General features: G+C 68.4%; 15 protein-coding genes. All 15 read right to left on the bottom strand.

Features of this window, described 5'->3' with window-relative positions; translation table 11 throughout:
* Positions 1 to 30 precede the first annotated feature (30 nt).
* The 15 genes from gap to QP996_RS07375 all read right to left on the bottom strand — a co-directional run bounded on the left by gap (position 31) and on the right by QP996_RS07375 (position 15916).
* Positions 31 to 1041, bottom strand: coding sequence for a type I glyceraldehyde-3-phosphate dehydrogenase (gap, locus tag QP996_RS07445; RefSeq protein WP_284871991.1), 1011 nt, complete (start codon positions 1039 to 1041; stop codon positions 31 to 33).
* 240 nt (positions 1042 to 1281) lie between these two features.
* Entirely contained in the window at positions 1282 to 2250 is a 969-nt protein-coding gene (gene whiA / locus QP996_RS07440) for a DNA-binding protein WhiA (RefSeq protein WP_284871990.1), read from the bottom strand.
* Between the two features lie 51 nt (positions 2251 to 2301).
* Complete coding sequence (locus tag QP996_RS07435) at positions 2302 to 3267, bottom strand: gluconeogenesis factor YvcK family protein (RefSeq protein WP_284871989.1); 966 nt, start codon at positions 3265 to 3267, stop codon at positions 2302 to 2304.
* A gap of 34 nt (positions 3268 to 3301) precedes the next feature.
* Positions 3302 to 4213, bottom strand: coding sequence for an RNase adapter RapZ (gene rapZ / locus QP996_RS07430; protein WP_284871988.1), 912 nt, complete (start codon positions 4211 to 4213; stop codon positions 3302 to 3304).
* A 54-nt stretch (positions 4214 to 4267) separates the two neighbouring features.
* Positions 4268 to 6328, bottom strand: coding sequence for an excinuclease ABC subunit UvrC (uvrC, locus tag QP996_RS07425; protein ID WP_284871987.1), 2061 nt, complete (start codon positions 6326 to 6328; stop codon positions 4268 to 4270).
* A 3-nt stretch (positions 6329 to 6331) separates the two neighbouring features.
* Positions 6332 to 6874 (bottom strand): PH domain-containing protein, encoded by a 543-nt coding sequence (locus QP996_RS07420; RefSeq protein ID WP_284871986.1) that lies wholly within the window; start codon positions 6872 to 6874, stop codon positions 6332 to 6334.
* Positions 6875 to 6952: 78 nt separating this feature from the next.
* On the bottom strand, positions 6953 to 7438 hold the full coding sequence (gene ribH / locus QP996_RS07415) for a 6,7-dimethyl-8-ribityllumazine synthase (protein WP_181888482.1): 486 nt from the start codon (positions 7436 to 7438) through the stop codon (positions 6953 to 6955).
* 22 nt (positions 7439 to 7460) lie between these two features.
* Positions 7461 to 8714 (bottom strand): bifunctional 3,4-dihydroxy-2-butanone-4-phosphate synthase/GTP cyclohydrolase II, encoded by a 1254-nt coding sequence (locus QP996_RS07410; RefSeq protein ID WP_284871985.1) that lies wholly within the window; start codon positions 8712 to 8714, stop codon positions 7461 to 7463.
* Positions 8715 to 8725: 11 nt separating this feature from the next.
* Positions 8726 to 9313, bottom strand: a complete 588-nt coding sequence (locus QP996_RS07405; protein ID WP_284871984.1) for a riboflavin synthase — start codon at positions 9311 to 9313, stop codon at positions 8726 to 8728.
* Entirely contained in the window at positions 9294 to 10292 is a 999-nt protein-coding gene (gene ribD, locus QP996_RS07400) for a bifunctional diaminohydroxyphosphoribosylaminopyrimidine deaminase/5-amino-6-(5-phosphoribosylamino)uracil reductase RibD (protein ID WP_284871983.1), read from the bottom strand. Before ribD ends, QP996_RS07405 begins: the two co-directional genes overlap by 20 nt.
* Entirely contained in the window at positions 10289 to 10951 is a 663-nt protein-coding gene (gene rpe / locus QP996_RS07395) for a ribulose-phosphate 3-epimerase (protein ID WP_284871982.1), read from the bottom strand. Before rpe ends, ribD begins: the two co-directional genes overlap by 4 nt.
* Before the next feature lie 5 nt (positions 10952 to 10956).
* Complete coding sequence (locus QP996_RS07390; protein ID WP_284871981.1) at positions 10957 to 12435, bottom strand: RsmB/NOP family class I SAM-dependent RNA methyltransferase; 1479 nt, start codon at positions 12433 to 12435, stop codon at positions 10957 to 10959.
* Positions 12432 to 13361, bottom strand: coding sequence for a methionyl-tRNA formyltransferase (gene fmt / locus QP996_RS07385; protein ID WP_284871980.1), 930 nt, complete (start codon positions 13359 to 13361; stop codon positions 12432 to 12434). Before fmt ends, QP996_RS07390 begins: the two co-directional genes overlap by 4 nt.
* Before the next feature lie 13 nt (positions 13362 to 13374).
* A complete protein-coding gene (gene def / locus QP996_RS07380) occupies positions 13375 to 13866 on the bottom strand; it encodes a peptide deformylase (RefSeq protein ID WP_284871979.1) in 492 nt (163 codons plus the stop codon).
* 40 nt (positions 13867 to 13906) lie between these two features.
* Positions 13907 to 15916 carry a primosomal protein N' gene (locus tag QP996_RS07375; protein ID WP_284871978.1) on the bottom strand — a complete coding sequence of 670 codons (2010 nt, stop codon included), beginning with the start codon at positions 15914 to 15916 and terminating at the stop codon, positions 13907 to 13909.
* Positions 15917 to 15928: the final 12 nt, after the last annotated feature.

The following is a 15928-nucleotide window of genomic DNA, read 5'->3' as shown; positions in this document are numbered from 1 at the left end:
AAGCACCGCAGACCCGCAAAACCGCCAAGCTTAGAGCTTGTCCGCCACGAACTTGGTCAGGCGGATGTACTGCGCGGTGTAGGACCATTCGTTGTCGTACCAGGAGATGACCTTCACCAGGTTGCCGTCCTTCACGCGGGTCATGCCGGCGTCGAAGATCGCGCCGTGCGGGTTGCCGATGATGTCGGAGGAGACGATCGGATCCTCGGTGTACTTCAGTGCCTGGCCGAACTCTGGATCCTCGGCGGCCTTCTTCACCGCCGCGTTGAGCTCCTCAACCGTGGTCTCCTTGGACAGGGTGACGGTTAGGTCGGTGGCGGAGCCGGTGATGGTGGGCACGCGCATGGCGAAGCCGTCGAGCTTGCCGTCCAGGTTCGGCAGCACCAGGCCGACGGCCTTGGCGGCGCCGGTGGTGGTGGGCACGATGTTCTGGGCTGCGGCGCGGGCGCGGCGCAGGTCCTTGTGCGGCGCGTCCTGGAGGCGCTGGTCGCCGGTGTAGGCGTGAATGGTGGTCATCAGGCCGCGCTCGATGCCGAAGGCCTCGTCGAGGACCTTCGCCACCGGTGCCAGCGAGTTGGTGGTGCAGGACGCGGCGGAGATGATCTCTTCGGAGCCGGTGTAGTCGGTGTGGTTGACGCCCCAGACGTAGGTGCCGTCGACTTCCTTGCCCGGTGCGGAGATGATGACCTTCTTCGCGCCGGCGTCGATGTGTGCCTTCGCCTCCGGGCCCTTGCGGAACACGCCGGTGCACTCGAGCACGATGTCCACGTCGACGTCACCCCAGGCGAGGTTTGCCGGGTCCTTCTCCGCGGAGACCTCGATGCGGCGGCCGTCGATGGTGATGGAGTCGTCGTCGTGCTCAATCTCGTGGTTGAACTGGCCGTACGCGGTGTCGTACTTCATCAGGTGCGCCAGGGTCTCGTTGTCGGTGAGATCGTTGATCTTCACAACCTCGAGTTCGCCCTTGTACTCGTCCTCGATGATGCGCAGCGCTGCGCGGCCGATGCGTCCAAAACCGTTGATGCCAATGCGGGTAGTCACAGTCAACACTCCTCGTGCTCGTGGTCTGTCGGTCCACCCCCGAGTGTAATGAGCAGGTCTCTCACCTGCAGAGAGCTTTTTGCCTATCGACGAAACCAGGGGTAGCAACCGCAATCAGCACCCGCCCCAAATGTTGGTTTATGCCCGGTTTCCCACCCAAGGGGGAGCCTTTTTCCCCGCTTCTACCCCCGACGTCGCGCATGGGGGCACCCACTGTGAAGTGCATCACCCTCACCGGTTCTAGGTGGTCGGGCTTCCGTGGGTGTCCTCCACGCCCAGCTCGGCGGCGCGCTTGTCCGCGAGCGAGAGCAGACGCCGGATACGGCCAGCCACAGCATCCTTGGTCATCTGCGGGTCCGCGAGGCGCCCCAGCTCCTCCAAAGAAGCGTGGCGGTGCTCCACGCGCAGGAAGCCAGCTTCGGCGAGGTGCTCCGGCACGTCGTCTCCGAGGATTTCCATGGCGCGCTCCACGCGTGCGGCCGCCGCGGCTGCAGCCTGGGCCGAGCGGCGGGTATTAGCGTCGTCAAACGTGGCGAGCCTGCTGTTGGCCTTTGCTTTGACGGCACGGGATTCACGCTTGGTGTCCCACTCGATGCGGGTTGCCGGCGCCCCCATGCGGCTGAGCAGGATGCCGATGGCTTCACCGTCACGCAGGGTCACCCGTTCGATGCCGCGGGTCTCACGGGTTTTGGCCGTCAACCCCATGCGGCGGGCCAGCCCCACGAGCGCAAGCGCAGCTTCCTGTCCCGGACAAGCCACCTCGAGGGTGGCGGTCCGCCCCGGCTCCGCCAGCCGCCCGCGGGCGAGGAACGCGCCGCGCCACGCGGCTTCCACCCCGGACATGTCGCCGGAGATGATCTGGCGCGGCATCCCCACAACCGGGTGCCCGGACGCGGTGACCAGCTTCAGGCGGCGGATCACGTCGGCGGCGCCGTGGTCAACACGCACCTCGTAGCGCGATTCGCGGCTGCCCGACGATGGTGGGATCAGCTCCACACTCGCCTCCACCGCGCACAGGTCGGTCAGCGTGCCAGCCAACCGGCGGGCAACAGCTTCCTCCTCGAAGTCGGCGACGATGGCTACCCCGTGCTCGGACGGCTGGAACTCTCCACCGAACCGGATCAGCGCGGTCGCCTCCGCGGCGCGCACCTCCAGCCCGCCGCCGGTGGCGCGCAGGAGTTCGTCCTTGACCTTGGCCGTGAGCGCCACCGGCGCCTCCCCTCGTTTGACGTGTGTTGGAGCGTTGAACCGCCCAGCATTCTAGCGTGCCGGGCGCAGGGCCTTGAGGGCAGCTGCCAATTGCTTCGGGTCATGGCGGTTCAACGGGGTGCCATCGGCGTCCATTTCCCGCAATGGAGCAAAGACAACCTCGGCATCCAACCGGGAGGCAGCCCGTGCGATGTTGTCGCGTTCCCCCTCGGAGGTTGCGGTCCGCTCGTCGGCCAGGAAGTAGTCCACGTGCAGCTGCGGGGCGTGTTGAGAGAACACATGGATGTGGCGCTCGGTGGTGAACCCGTGGGTCTCCCCTGCCTCCGGCGAGAGGTTGAGGATCACCACCACGGTTGCCGAGGTCTCGTTGAGCGCCTGCGCAATGTCGGGCACGAGGATGTGCGGGATCACCGAGGAGAACCAGGAGCCGGGGCCGATGGTCACCACGTCCGCGTCCATGATCGCCTGCACCGCTGCCTCGCTGGCGGCCGGCTGCGCCGGGGTCAGGCGCACCCGCCGCACTGCTCCGGGGGTGGTGGCTACGGCTACTTGGCCGCGCACGGAGCGCAGCACGCGCGGGTCGTCGTCAAGGCCTGCGACGTCCGCCTCGATGTCCAGCGGCTGCGGGCACACCGGGATCACGCGGCCGGCGGATCCGGTCCACGCGGCCACCTGGTCCAGGGCGGCCTGGGTGTCGCCCAGGCGCTCCGCCAGACCGGTGATGAGTAGGTTGCCCAGCGCGTGGCCCGCCATCGCACCGTGGCCGCCGAAGCGGTGCTGCAGGGTGTCGCGCCACTGGGCGCCGTCTTCGCCGTCGGCGGTCAGCGCCGCGAGCGCCATGCGCAGGTCGCCCGGCGGAACGATCTCCATCTCGCGGCGCAGGCGGCCGGAGGAGCCGCCGTCGTCCGCCACTGTGACCACGGCATTGATCGTGGACGCACCGGCTTGACGCGCAGCGGTGAGCGTCTGGTACAGGCCGTGCCCTCCCCCAAGGCAGGTGAACGACGTATGGCTCAATTGTCCCTTCTTTCTGATGGCCTAACCGGCTCGCCTAGTGGCGCTCAAGGTCGCGGTGGATCACGTTGACATCCACCTGCCCCTGCTGCCGCAGACGCTTACCGACGGCCTCCGCCACCGCCACCGAGCGGTGGTGCCCGCCCGTGCAGCCGATGCCGACGGTGATGAAATCCTTGCCCTCGTGGCGGTATCCGGCCAGGGTGCTAGACAGCAGGTCGACGAAATTGTCCACGTATTCGCGGGCGCCGTCTTGGTTCAGCACGTAGTCGGAGACCGCCTTGTCCACGCCACGGAACTCCCGCAGCTCCTCCACCCAGTACGGGTTTGGCAGGAAACGAACGTCAAGGACAATATCAGCGTCGCGCGGCGAGCCGTGCTTGAACCCGAAGGATTCGATGGTGACGTGCTGTCGGCCCACCGGCAGCTCTCCGACGGAGGCCTCCACCGCGCGGCGCAGGTCGTGCACCGACAGGTTGGACGTGTCGATAATGATGTCCGCGGAGGCACGCAGGCCCTCCATCTCCTCGCGCTCGTGCTCGATGCCGGACTGCAGGGTGCCGTCGCCCTGCAGCGGGTGGGTGCGGCGCACCGAGTCGAAGCGGCGGATCAGCACGTCATCGCGAGCCTCCAAGAACAGCACGAACGGCTGGTGGCCGCGGTCCTTAATTGCCGCGATGGTGTCCATGAGCGAGCCGTTGAACCTCGCCGCGCGGATGTCTGTGACTACTGCGAGGCGCTCCACCGGCGAGTCGTCAGCGGCGGCTAGGTCCACCAGCTCCAGAATCAGCTGCGGAGGCAAGTTCTGGGAGACGAAAAAGCCCTTGTCCTCGAAGACCTTCGCTGCCGTGGACAGGCCGCCGCCGGACAGGCCCGTGATGATCACGGGCCGCATCGGGGTCGCGGACTCTTCCTGGGGCAATGCGTGTGCTGAGGATGTTGTGGGCATGGGGATCATCCTAGACAAGGATGGGGCGAAGCGTCGTCGATTAGCAGTGTGCTTTTACTGGTGGAGGTGCTGGTAAATGGTCTCCGCAAGCTTCGGCCCGACGCCCTTGACCTGTTGGATCTCCTCCACCGAGGCCTCCTTGATCTTCTTCACGGAGCCGAAGTGCTTGACCAGATCCGTGCGGCGGGCAGGCCCGAGCCCCGGCACCGCGTCCAGCGCGGAGGCGCGCATCCGCTTGGAGCGCTGCTGGCGGTGGTAGGTGATGGCGAAGCGGTGCGCCTCGTCGCGGATCTGCTGCAACAGGTACATGCCCTCGGAGTTGCGGGGCAGGATGATCGGCTCGTCGTCATCCGGCACCCACACCTCCTCGAGGCGCTTGGCCAGGCCGATGAGCTGCACGTCCACGATGCCCAGCTCATCGAACACCGCCTGCGCGGCGTTGACCTGGGGCTTGCCGCCGTCGACGATGAACAGCTGCGGCGGGTAGGCGAACCGCTTCGCCCCGGTGGATTCGTCCGCCTCGTCCGCGAAAGTCTGCTCTTCCGCGGCCTCGTCGGGGTTGGCCAGCTTGTCCTCGTTGTAGCGCTTGAAGCGGCGCCGCGTCACCTCGGCGATGGAGCCGACGTCGTCGGAGCGGCCGTCGCCGGCGGCCTCCTTGATGCGGTAGCGGCGGTAGTCGTTCTTCTTGGGCAGGCCGTCCTCGAACACGACCAGCGACGCCACCACGTCCGTGCCCTGAATGTGCGAAATGTCGGTGCACTCGATGCGCAGCGGCGCCTCGTCCATGCCGAGGGCGTCCTGGATGTCCTGCAGCGCCTGGGAACGTGCGGTGAGGTCGCCGACGCGCTTGAGCTTGTGCTGGTGCAGCGCCTCGGAGGCGTTCTTGTGCACCGTCTCCATCAACGCGCGCTTGTCGCCGCGCTGCGGCACGCGGATCTCCACCGGGCCGCCGCGCATCTCCGCGAGCAGCTCGGTGACCTCCGGCAGCTCCGCCGGCAACGTCTCCACGAGGATCTCGCGCGGCACGGGCATCGGCGTCTCCGCCTTGGCGCGGGACTCCTGGTCCACACCGCGGCGCCGCACCTTCTGCGCCTCGATCGTGCGGTCTTCCTCCTGTTCCTGGCGCACGCGCTCCACCGCGTCGGAGTAGTACTGCACCAAAAAGTTCTGCATAAGTGTGGGCAGGGTCGGGTCGACTTGGCCCTCCTCCAGGCGCTCGGCGGCGCCGGGCTCGTCGCCGGTCTTTTCCACCACCCAGCCGCGCTGGGCACGGATGCGCCCATCTCGGACGTTGAAAATCTGCACCGCCGCTTCCAACTCGTCGGTGTCGAAGGCGATGACGTCGGCGTCGGTGTCTTGCCCCAAGACCACCGTCTGGCGCTCCATGACCTTGTTCACGGCGCCGAGGTCGTCGCGAAGCCTGGCGGCCTTCTCAAACTCTAAGTTCTCGGAGGCCGCCTGCATCTGCGCGGTGATCCCGCGCACGAGCTGGTCGGTGCGGCCCGACATGAAGCCCAAAAAGCCCTGCACGATCTCGTCGTAGCCGGCCTCGTCCACGCGCCCCACGCACGGGGCAGCGCACTTGTCGATGTAGCCAAGCAGACACGGCCGCCCCAACGATTCGTGCCGGTTAAACACGCCGTTGGAGCACGTGCGGATCGGAAACACGCGCGTGAGCAGGTCCAGGGTTTCGCGCACCGCCCACGCGTGCGAGTAGGGCCCGAAGTAGCGCACACCCTTGCGCTTCGGCCCGCGGTAGAAGAACGCGCGCGGGTAGCGCTCCTTCACGCTCACCGCGAGCATGGGGTACGTCTTGTCGTCGCGGTACATGACGTTGAACCACGGGTCGAAGCGCTTGATCCACGTGTACTCCAGCTGCAGCGCCTCCACCTCGGAGGCAACCACGGTCCACTCCACGGACGCACCTGTGTAGACCATCTGGCGTGTGCGCGGGTGCAGCGTGTTCGGCGGCTGGAAGTAGTTGTTCAGGCGCGCGCGCAGGTTTTTCGCCTTGCCCACGTAAATGACGCGGCCGTCGCGGTCGCGGAATTTGTATACCCCGGGGTCGGTCGGGATGGTGCCCGGCGCCGGGCGGTAGCTATGCGGGTCCGCCAACGCTTAGTCCTGCGGCATGTACTTGGCTTCGAGTGCGCGGAACTCTTCCACGGCCTTCAGTGCGTGTTCCTTGTCGCCAGCTTGAATGGCCCACAGGGGCACGTATTCGAACTCCGGCAACTCAAGGCGCGCCATGCGCGAGCCCTTGGGAAAGCTGAGTCCGTAAATCACGGCCCACGGGTAGAAACGGGTGCCGATGATGTTGCGCACCTGGACACCGTCCTCGTTCGCGCGCACCCGCGGGCGCGTCAGCGCGATCCATGACAGCACGGAGATGATCAGGCCGACGCCGATGAAGGCGAATTTGTCCAGGCTGGTAATTGCCACGCCGGTGAACTCGGCGTCCACGACCCAGGACATGAACACGTGCACAGCCATGACCACGACGATCCAGCCCACGGCCACCTTGCGCAGGAACTTCGAGGTCAGCTCGAGCTCCCACGGCTTCGTGGTGGTGGTGGCGTGCGGGTCGAGCGCGTTGAGGTAGGCAACCTCGTCCCGGTCCGAAAGTCCCGTGGGGTTGTGCTGTTCAGCCTGTTCAGCCACTGCCTTACTCCTTACAAGCGCTTAAGCATCGTTGCGTGTCGACGTCCCAAAGGCCGCCCCACGCCCTCTCGGGCTACCTTAACCCTTCAACGGCAGAGCGCGAACTTTGCGCAGCTCCGCTGCAGTGCCGGCGGCGGCGCGCATGGCTTCGGCGCCTTTGTCTTCCTTGGCGTCCTCGCCGCCGGCGCGCTCGTAGGCCTGGTCCTCGTCGTCGACGGTGAGCACGCCGTTGCCCACCGGGGTCTGCTCGTCCAGGGCCACGCGGGTCAGCCCGGCGGTGACGGAGTCGCACACGTACTGGAAGTGGGCGGTTTCGCCGCGAATGACGCAGCCGAGGGCGACCACTGCGTCGTAACGCTTGGCGCACGCCTGGACCACCACCGGCAACTCAAGGGCGCCGGCGACGGCGTACTCCTCCACCTTGACGCCGAGCTCCCGGGCCTCGTCCCGCGCGCCGGCGCGCAAAAGGTCGACGATCTTGTCGTTCCAGCGGGTGTAAACCACGGCGATGGTCATGCCCTCCGCCTGTATGGAATAGTCCTCGGGTGCTCCGCTCGATGCCACTTGTAGCTCCTTTTGGGTCCGTCTAGGTTCCGTACCCCGGATGGGCGTGAAGCCACTGGGCCACGCCGGGTAGGTCGTGGCCCATCCGGTCGCGCTTGGTGCGCAGGTACTCGATGTTGTCGTGTGTGGGAACGATCTCGATCCTACTGCGGCGCGCCACCGCAGGGCCGTAGCCCGCCAGCGCGTCGGACTTATCCGGGTTGTTGGTGAGCAGCTCGAAGGTGCCCACCCCCAGATCCGCCAGGATCTGCCCGGCCGCGGAGTACTCCCGCGCGTCCGCGGGCAGGCCCTGCTCCAGGTTCGCGTCCACGGTGTCCAGGCCTGCGTCCTGCAGCCGGTAAGCCTGCAGTTTGGCCATGAGCCCGATGCCGCGGCCCTCGTGCCCGCGCAGGTAGACCACCACGCCACGTCCGGCTGCCTGGATACGCCGCATGGATTCGCGCAGCTGCGGGCCACAGTCGCAGCGCGTGGAGCCGAACACGTCGCCGGTGAGGCACTCGGAATGCACCCGCACCAGCACGTCGGAGGCGTGCTCAAGCTTGTCGACGCCTCCGGCAACCAACGCCACATGTTCCACCCCGGAAACAGTGTCGCGGTAACCCACCGCGGTGAATTCGCCGTACTCGGTGGGAAGCTTCGCTTGCGTGACGCGCTCGACGGTGCGCTCGTGGTGGCGGCGGTACTCGGCCAGCTGCTCGATGGAGATCATGGGCAGCCCGTGCGTGTTGGCGAAGCGCCGCAGCTCGTCAAAGCGCGCCATGTCGGTCGGGTCATCCTCGGAGACGATCTCGCACAGCGCGCCCACCGGGGCCTTGCCCGCCAGCCGCGCCAGGTCCACGGCCGCCTCCGTGTGGCCGGGCCGTTCCAGCACTCCGCCGGCCTTGGCGCGCAGGGGCACCACATGGCCGGGGCGGGTAAACGATGAGGCGGTAGCGGAGTCGCTGGCAAGCAAGGCGATCGTGGTCGCGCGCGAGCGGGCGGAGATGCCGGTGGTGCCGGTGGCCGCGTCCACGGTGACGGCATAGGCGGTGCCGTGCAGGTCCTGGTTGTTGGCCACCATCGGCGGCAGCTCGAGCGCGGTGGCGCGCTCATCCGACATGGACACGCAGATGTAGCCGGAGGTGTGGCGCACCATGAACGCGACGAGCTCCGGGGTGGCGTCCTCGGCGGCGAAGATGAGATCGCCCTCGTTCTCGCGGTCCTCGCTGTCCACGACAACAACGGCCTTGCCAGCGCGGATGGCGTCGATAGCCTCCTGGACCGTATTCAAAGTCATACCGTCCAAGCCTATCCCTGCACCATCTTCTCAACGTATTTAGCCACGATGTCTACCTCCAGGTTCACCGGGTCGCCGGGTGTGAGCGCGCCGGCCGTGGTCTCGCGCAGTGTGGTCGGGATGAGCGAGACCTCGAAGTAACCCTCGCCCACCGCCGAGACCGTCAGCGACGTCCCGTTGACAGCGATGGAGCCCTTCTCCACCACGTAGCGGCCCAGCTGCTTTGGCAGCGTGAAGCGCACGACCTCCCAGTGCTCCGACGGGGTGCGCGAGACCACCTCGGCCACACCGTCGACGTGCCCCTGGACGATGTGGCCGCCCATGCGCTGGCCAGCAGCGAGCGCCCGCTCGAGGTTCACCTCGGAGCCGGGCTCGTAGCTACCCAGCCGGGAGCGGTCCAAGGTTTCGCGCATCACGTCCGCGGTGAAGGTGCCGTTGCCGTTATCCACCACCGTCAGGCACACCCCATCCACGGCGAGGGAGTCGCCGGGGGCGGCATCTTCGGTGACTTTGGGCGCGCGGACGGCGATCCGGACGGCGTCGTCAAGCTGCTGAAGCTCCTCCACGACCCCGATTTCCTCAACGAGTCCCGTAAACATCTCTCTCCATTTCTATAAACACGTCGCCGCCCACCGGGCGCACGAACGTGGTGCGGAAGCGGCGGGCATCGGCGATGGTGCCGGCGATCGCGCGGTCCAGCACCCCGCGGCCGGCGCCGAGGAGTGCGGGCGCGATGTAGGCCTGCACCGCATCAACCAGATCCAGCTCGAGAAAGCTCGCGGCGAGCGCTGCGCCACCTTCGACCAGCACGTCGCGCGCGCCGGTCTCCCACAGTGCGGTGAGTGCCTCCTCGGGCGATGCGTACTGCTCAAAGCCTAAGCGGGTGAGGTTGCCCTCGGGGACCTCCCGGGTGCCGATAATTACGCGGCGCGGCTGGTGCTCGTGCAGCGTGCCGTCGGGGAAACGCGCGGTTAGCGACGGGTCGTCGGCGATCGCAGTGCCGGTGCCGACGATGATCGCGTCGAGCTTCGCGCGGTCTTCGTGCACCAGCTCGCGCGCTTTATCGCCGGTGATCCACTTGCTTGTGCCGTCCGCCGCCGCGGTGAAACCGTCGAGTGTGGAGGCGAATTTCAGCGTCACGCTCGGGCGGTTGTGACGCACAGAGCGCAGCCACGGCTGCAGCGCCGCGATCCGCACCGGCTGGAAGTCCACCTCCACGCCGTGGGCGCGCAAGTACTCGGCCCCGCCGGCGGCTGCCTCGTTCGGGTCGGCGGTGAAGTACACCACGCGCGTGATCCCCGCCTCCACCAGTGCCTGCGAGCAGGGACCGGTGCGGCCGGTGTGGTTGCACGGCTCCAGGGTCACCACGGCGGTCGCGCCCCGGGCGCGCTCGCCCGCCTGTTCAAGGGCGTTGATCTCCGCGTGCGGCCCGCCTGCTGGCGAGGTCGCGCCGGTGGCGATGAGTTCACCGGAGGCGTTGACAAGCGCGCAGCCTACCGGCGGGTTGGGCGAGGTCGTGCCGCGGACGGATTCGCCCGCCTCGATCGCGGCGGAGATGGCGCCGAGTTCCTCCGTCACCCTTGCTTCGCCTCGCGGGCTAGCTCGCGCAGGCGCTCCACCGCCTCTGCCGGGTTGTCGGCGCCGAAGACCGCGGAGCCGGCCACGAACGCGTCCACGCCAGCCTCCGCCGCCAGCGCGATAGTGGAATTAGCGATGCCGCCGTCGATGCCGATGATGGTGTCCAGGCCTGCCTCCGCGATGCGGTCGCGCAATACCATCACCTTGCTCAAGACCTCCGGCATGAACTTCTGCCCGCCGAAACCAGGCTCCACACTCATGACCATGACCTGGTCGAAGTGCTCCAAATCGTCAAGGTACGGCTCGATCTCGGTGCCGGGCTTGATGGCGAAGCCGGACTGCACGCCCAGCTCGCGGCACTGTTTCGCGGCCGCGACATGGTCACCGGTGGCCTCGACGTGGAACACCAGCCGGTCGCCGCCGGCTTGCACGTAGGTTTCGAACCAGCGCTCCGGCTCCTCGATCATCAGGTGCATGTCCAGGAACTGCTCGGTCACCCCGTTGACCGCCTTGGTCACGTCCGGGCCGAAGGAAAGGTTGGGCACGAAGTGGCCGTCCATGATGTCCACGTGAATCAGGTCCGCGTTGGGCACCTTGCGCACGTCATCGCCGAGCGCGGCGTAGTTCGCGGCCAGAATTGATGGGGCGATCTGAATCATGGGTCCTACCCTAGCTTTTTGCGCAACACGGCGAAGAACATTGCGTCGGTGCCGTGGCGGTGCGGCCACATCTGCACGCTCGGCCCCTCGCCCACGTCCTCCATGCCGGCCGCCCACTCGCGGGCGTCGAGCTCCTCAACGCCGCCTTTCGCCAGCTGCTTTTCGACGATCCTCCGGGTCTCCCGCACATCCGGCGAGCACGTGGAGTAGACCACCACCCCGCCCGGCTTGGTCAGGTTCACGGCGGATTGAAGCAGCTCTTCCTGCAGCTGGTTAAGCTCCGCGATATCGCCTTCGGACTTCGTCCAACGCGCCTCCGGGCGCCGCCGCAGCGCGCCCAGGCCGGAACAGGGCGCGTCGACCAGGATGCGGTCGTAGCCGGGCTCGAGTTTGGGGTCGCGCCCGTCCGCGGTGTGGACCGTCACCGGCAGGCCGCGCACCGTCTTGGCAATCAGCTCGGCGCGGTGTGGGCTGACTTCGACGGCGTCGACCGTGGCGGCGTCGATAGCCGCGATCGCCCCGATGAGCGCGGCCTTACCGCCGGGCCCCGCGCAAAGGTCAAGCCAACGGCCTTGATCTTGATCGACAGGGACCTCAGTGACGGCGCGGGCGATCACCTGCGAGCCCTCGTCCTGCACCGCCGCGAGGCCCTCGCGCACCGGCTCAAGCTGGCCCGGGTCCCCCTCCGGCAGGTACACCGCGTACGGCGAGTACGTGCCCTGCTCGCCTCCGGTGGAAAGCGCGAGCTCTTCCGCGGAGATCTCTCCCGGTCGCGCCACCAGGTGCACGACCGGGCGGGCCGAGTCCGCCTCAAGCGCGGCCTCGAGCTCGTCGCGCTTGTCGCCGAGCGCCTCGGCGAAAGACCGCGCAATCCACTCCGGGTGGGCGTGGGTGAACGCAAGCGCGCCCAGTTCGCTGTCCGGGGCGAGGGTGCGCAGCCACTTGTCGGCCGGCGTGCGGCCGATGGAACGCAGCACGCCGTTTGCGAATCCCTTCGCCTTCTCGTGGCCGGCCGCCTCGACCAGCCGCACCGAGGTGTCCACCGCGGCGTGGTCGCCCACCCGGGTGTAGAGCAGCTGGTACGCACCCAAGCGGAGCGCGGCGAGCACCTCAGGTGCGATGCGTTCGAGCTCGCGCGATGAGTTTTTCGCGATCACCGCGTCGAGCACCCCGAGGGTGCGCAGCGTGCCGTAGGCCAGCTCGGTGGCGAACGCGGCGTCACGGCCGGTGATCTTCCGCTCCCGCAGGATGCCGGGCAGGGTGAGGTTGGCAAACGCACCGTCGCGGGCGACGCGCAGCACCACCTCGAAGGCCGCCTCGCGCGCCGGGTCGCCGATGCTGGCCGGGCGGCCCTTCACCGTGTAGCGCTGGCGCCCGCCACCCTGCTTGCGCGGCTGCTGCTTTGCGTTGCCGCCCCGCTGACGGTTGCGCGCGGGTGTGTCCTCGCGACGCCCCGCGGAGCGCGACCTGAATCCTCCGCTCACTCGAACACCACTCCTTCTTTCGCCTCGGGGTTGAGCCCGCGGGCCCAGTCCGCCGCATTCATCATCTTCTTGCCCGGCGGCTGGATCGTGCCCAAGCACACGTCCTCGTCGGCGGTGCCCACGAGCACCTCGTTTTTGCCAAACGCGGCCTCGCCCGGGGCGAGCGTGCCCGAACCCGTCGGAGTGACCGGGCCGAGCTTGAAGCGGTCCTCCCCGCGCATCGTCCACGCACCCGGCGCCGGGGTGTGGGCGCGGATGCCGCGGTCGACTACCGCGGCCGGCTGCGTCCAGTCCACCCGGGCGTCCGCCGGGGCAATCTTGTGGGCGTAGGTGCCCTCGTCCGGCTGCGGCGTCGCTGCCGCGGTGCCGGCTTCCAGCGCGTCCATCGTCTGCACCAGCAGGTCAGCGCCGACGTAGGCGAGGCGCTCCAACAACTTGCCGCTGGTTTCTGCCTCGCCGATCTCGGTTTCCAGCGTGTCCAGGATGTCGCCAGTGTCAAGGCCTTCGTTGATGCGGAAGGTGGTGGCGCCGGTGACCGTGTCGCCAGCTGCGATCGCCGCCTGCACCGGCGCGGCGCCGCGCCACTCGGGCAGCAGCGAGAAGTGCAGGTTCACCCAGCCGTGCGTGGGGATGTCCAGCATGTCCGCCGGGATGAGGTTGCCGTAGGCCACCACCGGGATCGCATCGGGAGCCAGCTCCTTCAGTTGGTCCCGGATGGCGTCGTCGCGCGTGAGGCTCTCCGGGGTGAGCACCTCAATGCCGTGCTCGACGGCGAGCGCCTTGACCGGCGACGGGTGCAGCGTGCGGCCGCGGCCGCGGCGCGCGTCCGGGCGAGTGAGCACCGCGACGACCTCGTGGTCCGAGGCGATGAGCCGCTCGAGTGCCGCGGCGGCGGGTTCGGGGGTGCCGGCGAATACGAGTCGCATACAAACGTTCTCCTTAGCTCCAGTCGGCGGCCCGGATCGCCGCCATCGCTTCCTTACGCTGCTCCGGTGCCATCCTGCGCATGAACATCACGCCGTCCAAGTGGTCCGCCTCGTGCTGGATGCAGCGCGCCAACAGCCCGGTGCCGCGCAGCGTGAGCGGGCGACCGTAGCAGTCTTGCCCGAGGGCTACCACCGTCTTGTGGCGGGTCACCTCGCCACGCACGTCCGGCACAGAGAGGCAGCCCTCGACACCGGTCTGCATCTCCTCGCCCAGCGGCTCCCACACGGGGTTGACGATGTGGCCGCGCATACCCTGGCAGTCGAAGACGAAGATCCGGCGCGCAAGCCCGATCTGGTTGGCAGCCAAGCCCACCCCGCCGGCGTGATCCATGGTCTCCAGCATGTCGGCGACCAGCCGCTCCAGCGAGGCGTCGAACACGGTGACCTCTTGTGCAGCGGTATTAAGCACTGGGTCGCCGAACAGGCGGATGTCATGGATAGCCATGGGGTGCAAGTGTAGTGCCACGCCCAAACGCGCGACCTAGCTAGCCGATGTCCACCGGGTTGACCTGGATACGCAGCGGCAAGTCCTGCTTCGCCGTCGTCCACGCCACCGCGCCTGCGCGCAGCGCCTTGCCCAGCGCGGCGCGGCCCGCAAGTGGGGTGCGCACCAACATGCGCTGCGCAGGCCCGAGCGCCTCCCGGTTCCACTCGCCCGGCAGCCGCACCCCCGGCGGCAAATCCACCGGGCCGAGCAGCTCGGCGTGCTCCGGCAGCTCGGTGCGGGCGAAGAACTCCTCCAGACCGTCGCGCGGCGCGTCCACCACCGCCACGTGCACCGCCGGCGGGAAGCGGGCCTCGCGCCGCAACGACAGCTCGAGCGCGGCGAACCCGGGCGCATCCCACCGGATCAAGTGCTGGACCACGGGCAGCGACGGCTCGGCCACCACGACCACTTCCCCGCCGGCGCTGTGCGGCTGCACCAACGTGGCGGCACCCATCCACTTGGCAAAGGTGTCCTCCATCGCGCGCAGGTCCGGCCGCTGCATCAGCGCCCAGGCATCTAGAAGCACCGCAGCGCCGTAGCCGCCGTCAACGTACGGCTCCGCACCCGGCGTGGCCACCACCAGCGCCGGCCCTGCCTCCACCTGCGCGCGCACGTTGTCGCCGCCTGAGGTGATCACCTTGTACTTGGCAAAAGCGCGGCCGAGCTCCTCGGCGGTGCGCTCCGTGCCCAGCACCACCGCGCGCAGCCTGCGCGAACCGCACGCCGGACACACGTGCGCCGGGTCCATCCGCCCGCACCACCGGCACGTCGGCGCCGCGGCCTCCCCGCCGGAGGGCAGGCCGAGTGGCCCGTTACACCACCTGCAACGCGCCGGCGTGCGGCACTGCCCGCACGCCAACGACTGGATGTAGCCGGTGCGCGGCACCTGGAACAGCACCGGGGTGCCGCGCTCGAGCGCCTTCGCCGCCGCCTGGAACGCCGACGACGGCAGGCGGGCCTGCTTCGCTCGCGGGTCGCGTTCCATCTCAAAATCCGAATCCCCCGCCGCGTGGATGTACGGCGAGCGGGTACGCAGGCTCTGCCGCGGCGCGACCAGCTCGTGCATCCACCCGGATTCCACCAGCAGCTGCGCCTCCGCCGTGCGTGCGTACCCGCCGATAACCAGTGAGCACCCCTCGTGCGCCGAGCGCGTGGTCAGCACCTCGCGTGCGTGCACGTACGGGGCGCGCGGATCCACCAGGTTGTCGTCGCCGTCGAACATCAGCGCCGCAAACCGCAGGTTCTTCACCGGGGCGAACGCCGCCGAGCGCGTGCCCACCACGATCCGGCCCTGCCCGTGCAGCACCGACAGGTAGCGCGAGTACCGCGCCTGCGGGCCCTGCGACGCGGTCAGGGTGGTCACCTGGCGCGCACTGACGATCTCGCGCAACGCCGCCTCGCACGCATCCACGTCCTTCTGGTCCGGCACCACGATCAGCGCGCCCGCCCCGTCCACGGCCACCTTCGCCGCCAACGACGCCAGTGCGGCCGCCCAGTTATCTCCCGGTGCGACCTGCCACGCCGCCCGCGCGATCTTGCCGGCCACCACCGCGTCCACGAAGGATTCGCCGAAAGTGTAGGCGGTCCACGCCGACAAGTCCGGCTCCCCCGCCTCCCCCAGCTCTTCCCAGGGCGTGGAGGTGTCCGTCTCTTCCGCCTTCGCATGCCGCGCCGGGATCGCGGAACGGTAAATGTCGGATCGCACACCTGCGTAACGGTCCGCGAGTGCGTCGATAAGCTCCCGCGTCCTCGCCGGTGCCACCACCTCCGGCGAGATGACACGCTCGATGAAGCGCAGCGACCCCTCGTGGCGCGATGTAGAGGCGCGTTCGAGCACCACGGCGTCCACGAGCCTGCCCGCAAAGCGCACGCGCACCCGCACTCCCGGCTGCACCGCGTCCCCATCCTGCGAAGGCACGAGGTAGTCGAACGGCCTGTCCAGATGCGCCAGCCCGAGCATGGGTAACACGCGCGCAACTGGGGCATCGGCGGCGGGCGTGTCAGACATGACCCCGGATTC

The organism is Corynebacterium sp. MSK008 (assembly GCF_030232585.1).
Lineage (GTDB): Bacteria > Actinomycetota > Actinomycetes > Mycobacteriales > Mycobacteriaceae > Corynebacterium.
Note: the sequence above shows the minus strand (reverse complement) of the source record. Positions and strands in the feature narration are given on the sequence as shown.

Excerpts from the sequence above, each read along its gene's own strand:
- rapZ (WP_284871988.1), bottom strand. The coding sequence starts at position 4,213 with ATGCCCACAACATCCTCAGCACACGCATTGCCCCAGGAAGAGTCCGCG.
- QP996_RS07410 (WP_284871985.1), bottom strand. The coding sequence starts at position 8,714 with ATGACTTTGAATACGGTCCAGGAGGCTATCGACGCCATCCGCGCTGGC.
- QP996_RS07405 (WP_284871984.1), bottom strand. The coding sequence starts at position 9,313 with ATGTTTACGGGACTCGTTGAGGAAATCGGGGTCGTGGAGGAGCTTCAG.
- rpe (WP_284871982.1), bottom strand. The coding sequence starts at position 10,951 with ATGATTCAGATCGCCCCATCAATTCTGGCCGCGAACTACGCCGCGCTC.
- fmt (WP_284871980.1), bottom strand. The coding sequence starts at position 13,361 with ATGCGACTCGTATTCGCCGGCACCCCCGAACCCGCCGCCGCGGCACTC.
- def (WP_284871979.1), bottom strand. The coding sequence starts at position 13,866 with ATGGCTATCCATGACATCCGCCTGTTCGGCGACCCAGTGCTTAATACC.
- QP996_RS07375 (WP_284871978.1), bottom strand. The coding sequence starts at position 15,916 with ATGTCTGACACGCCCGCCGCCGATGCCCCAGTTGCGCGCGTGTTACCC.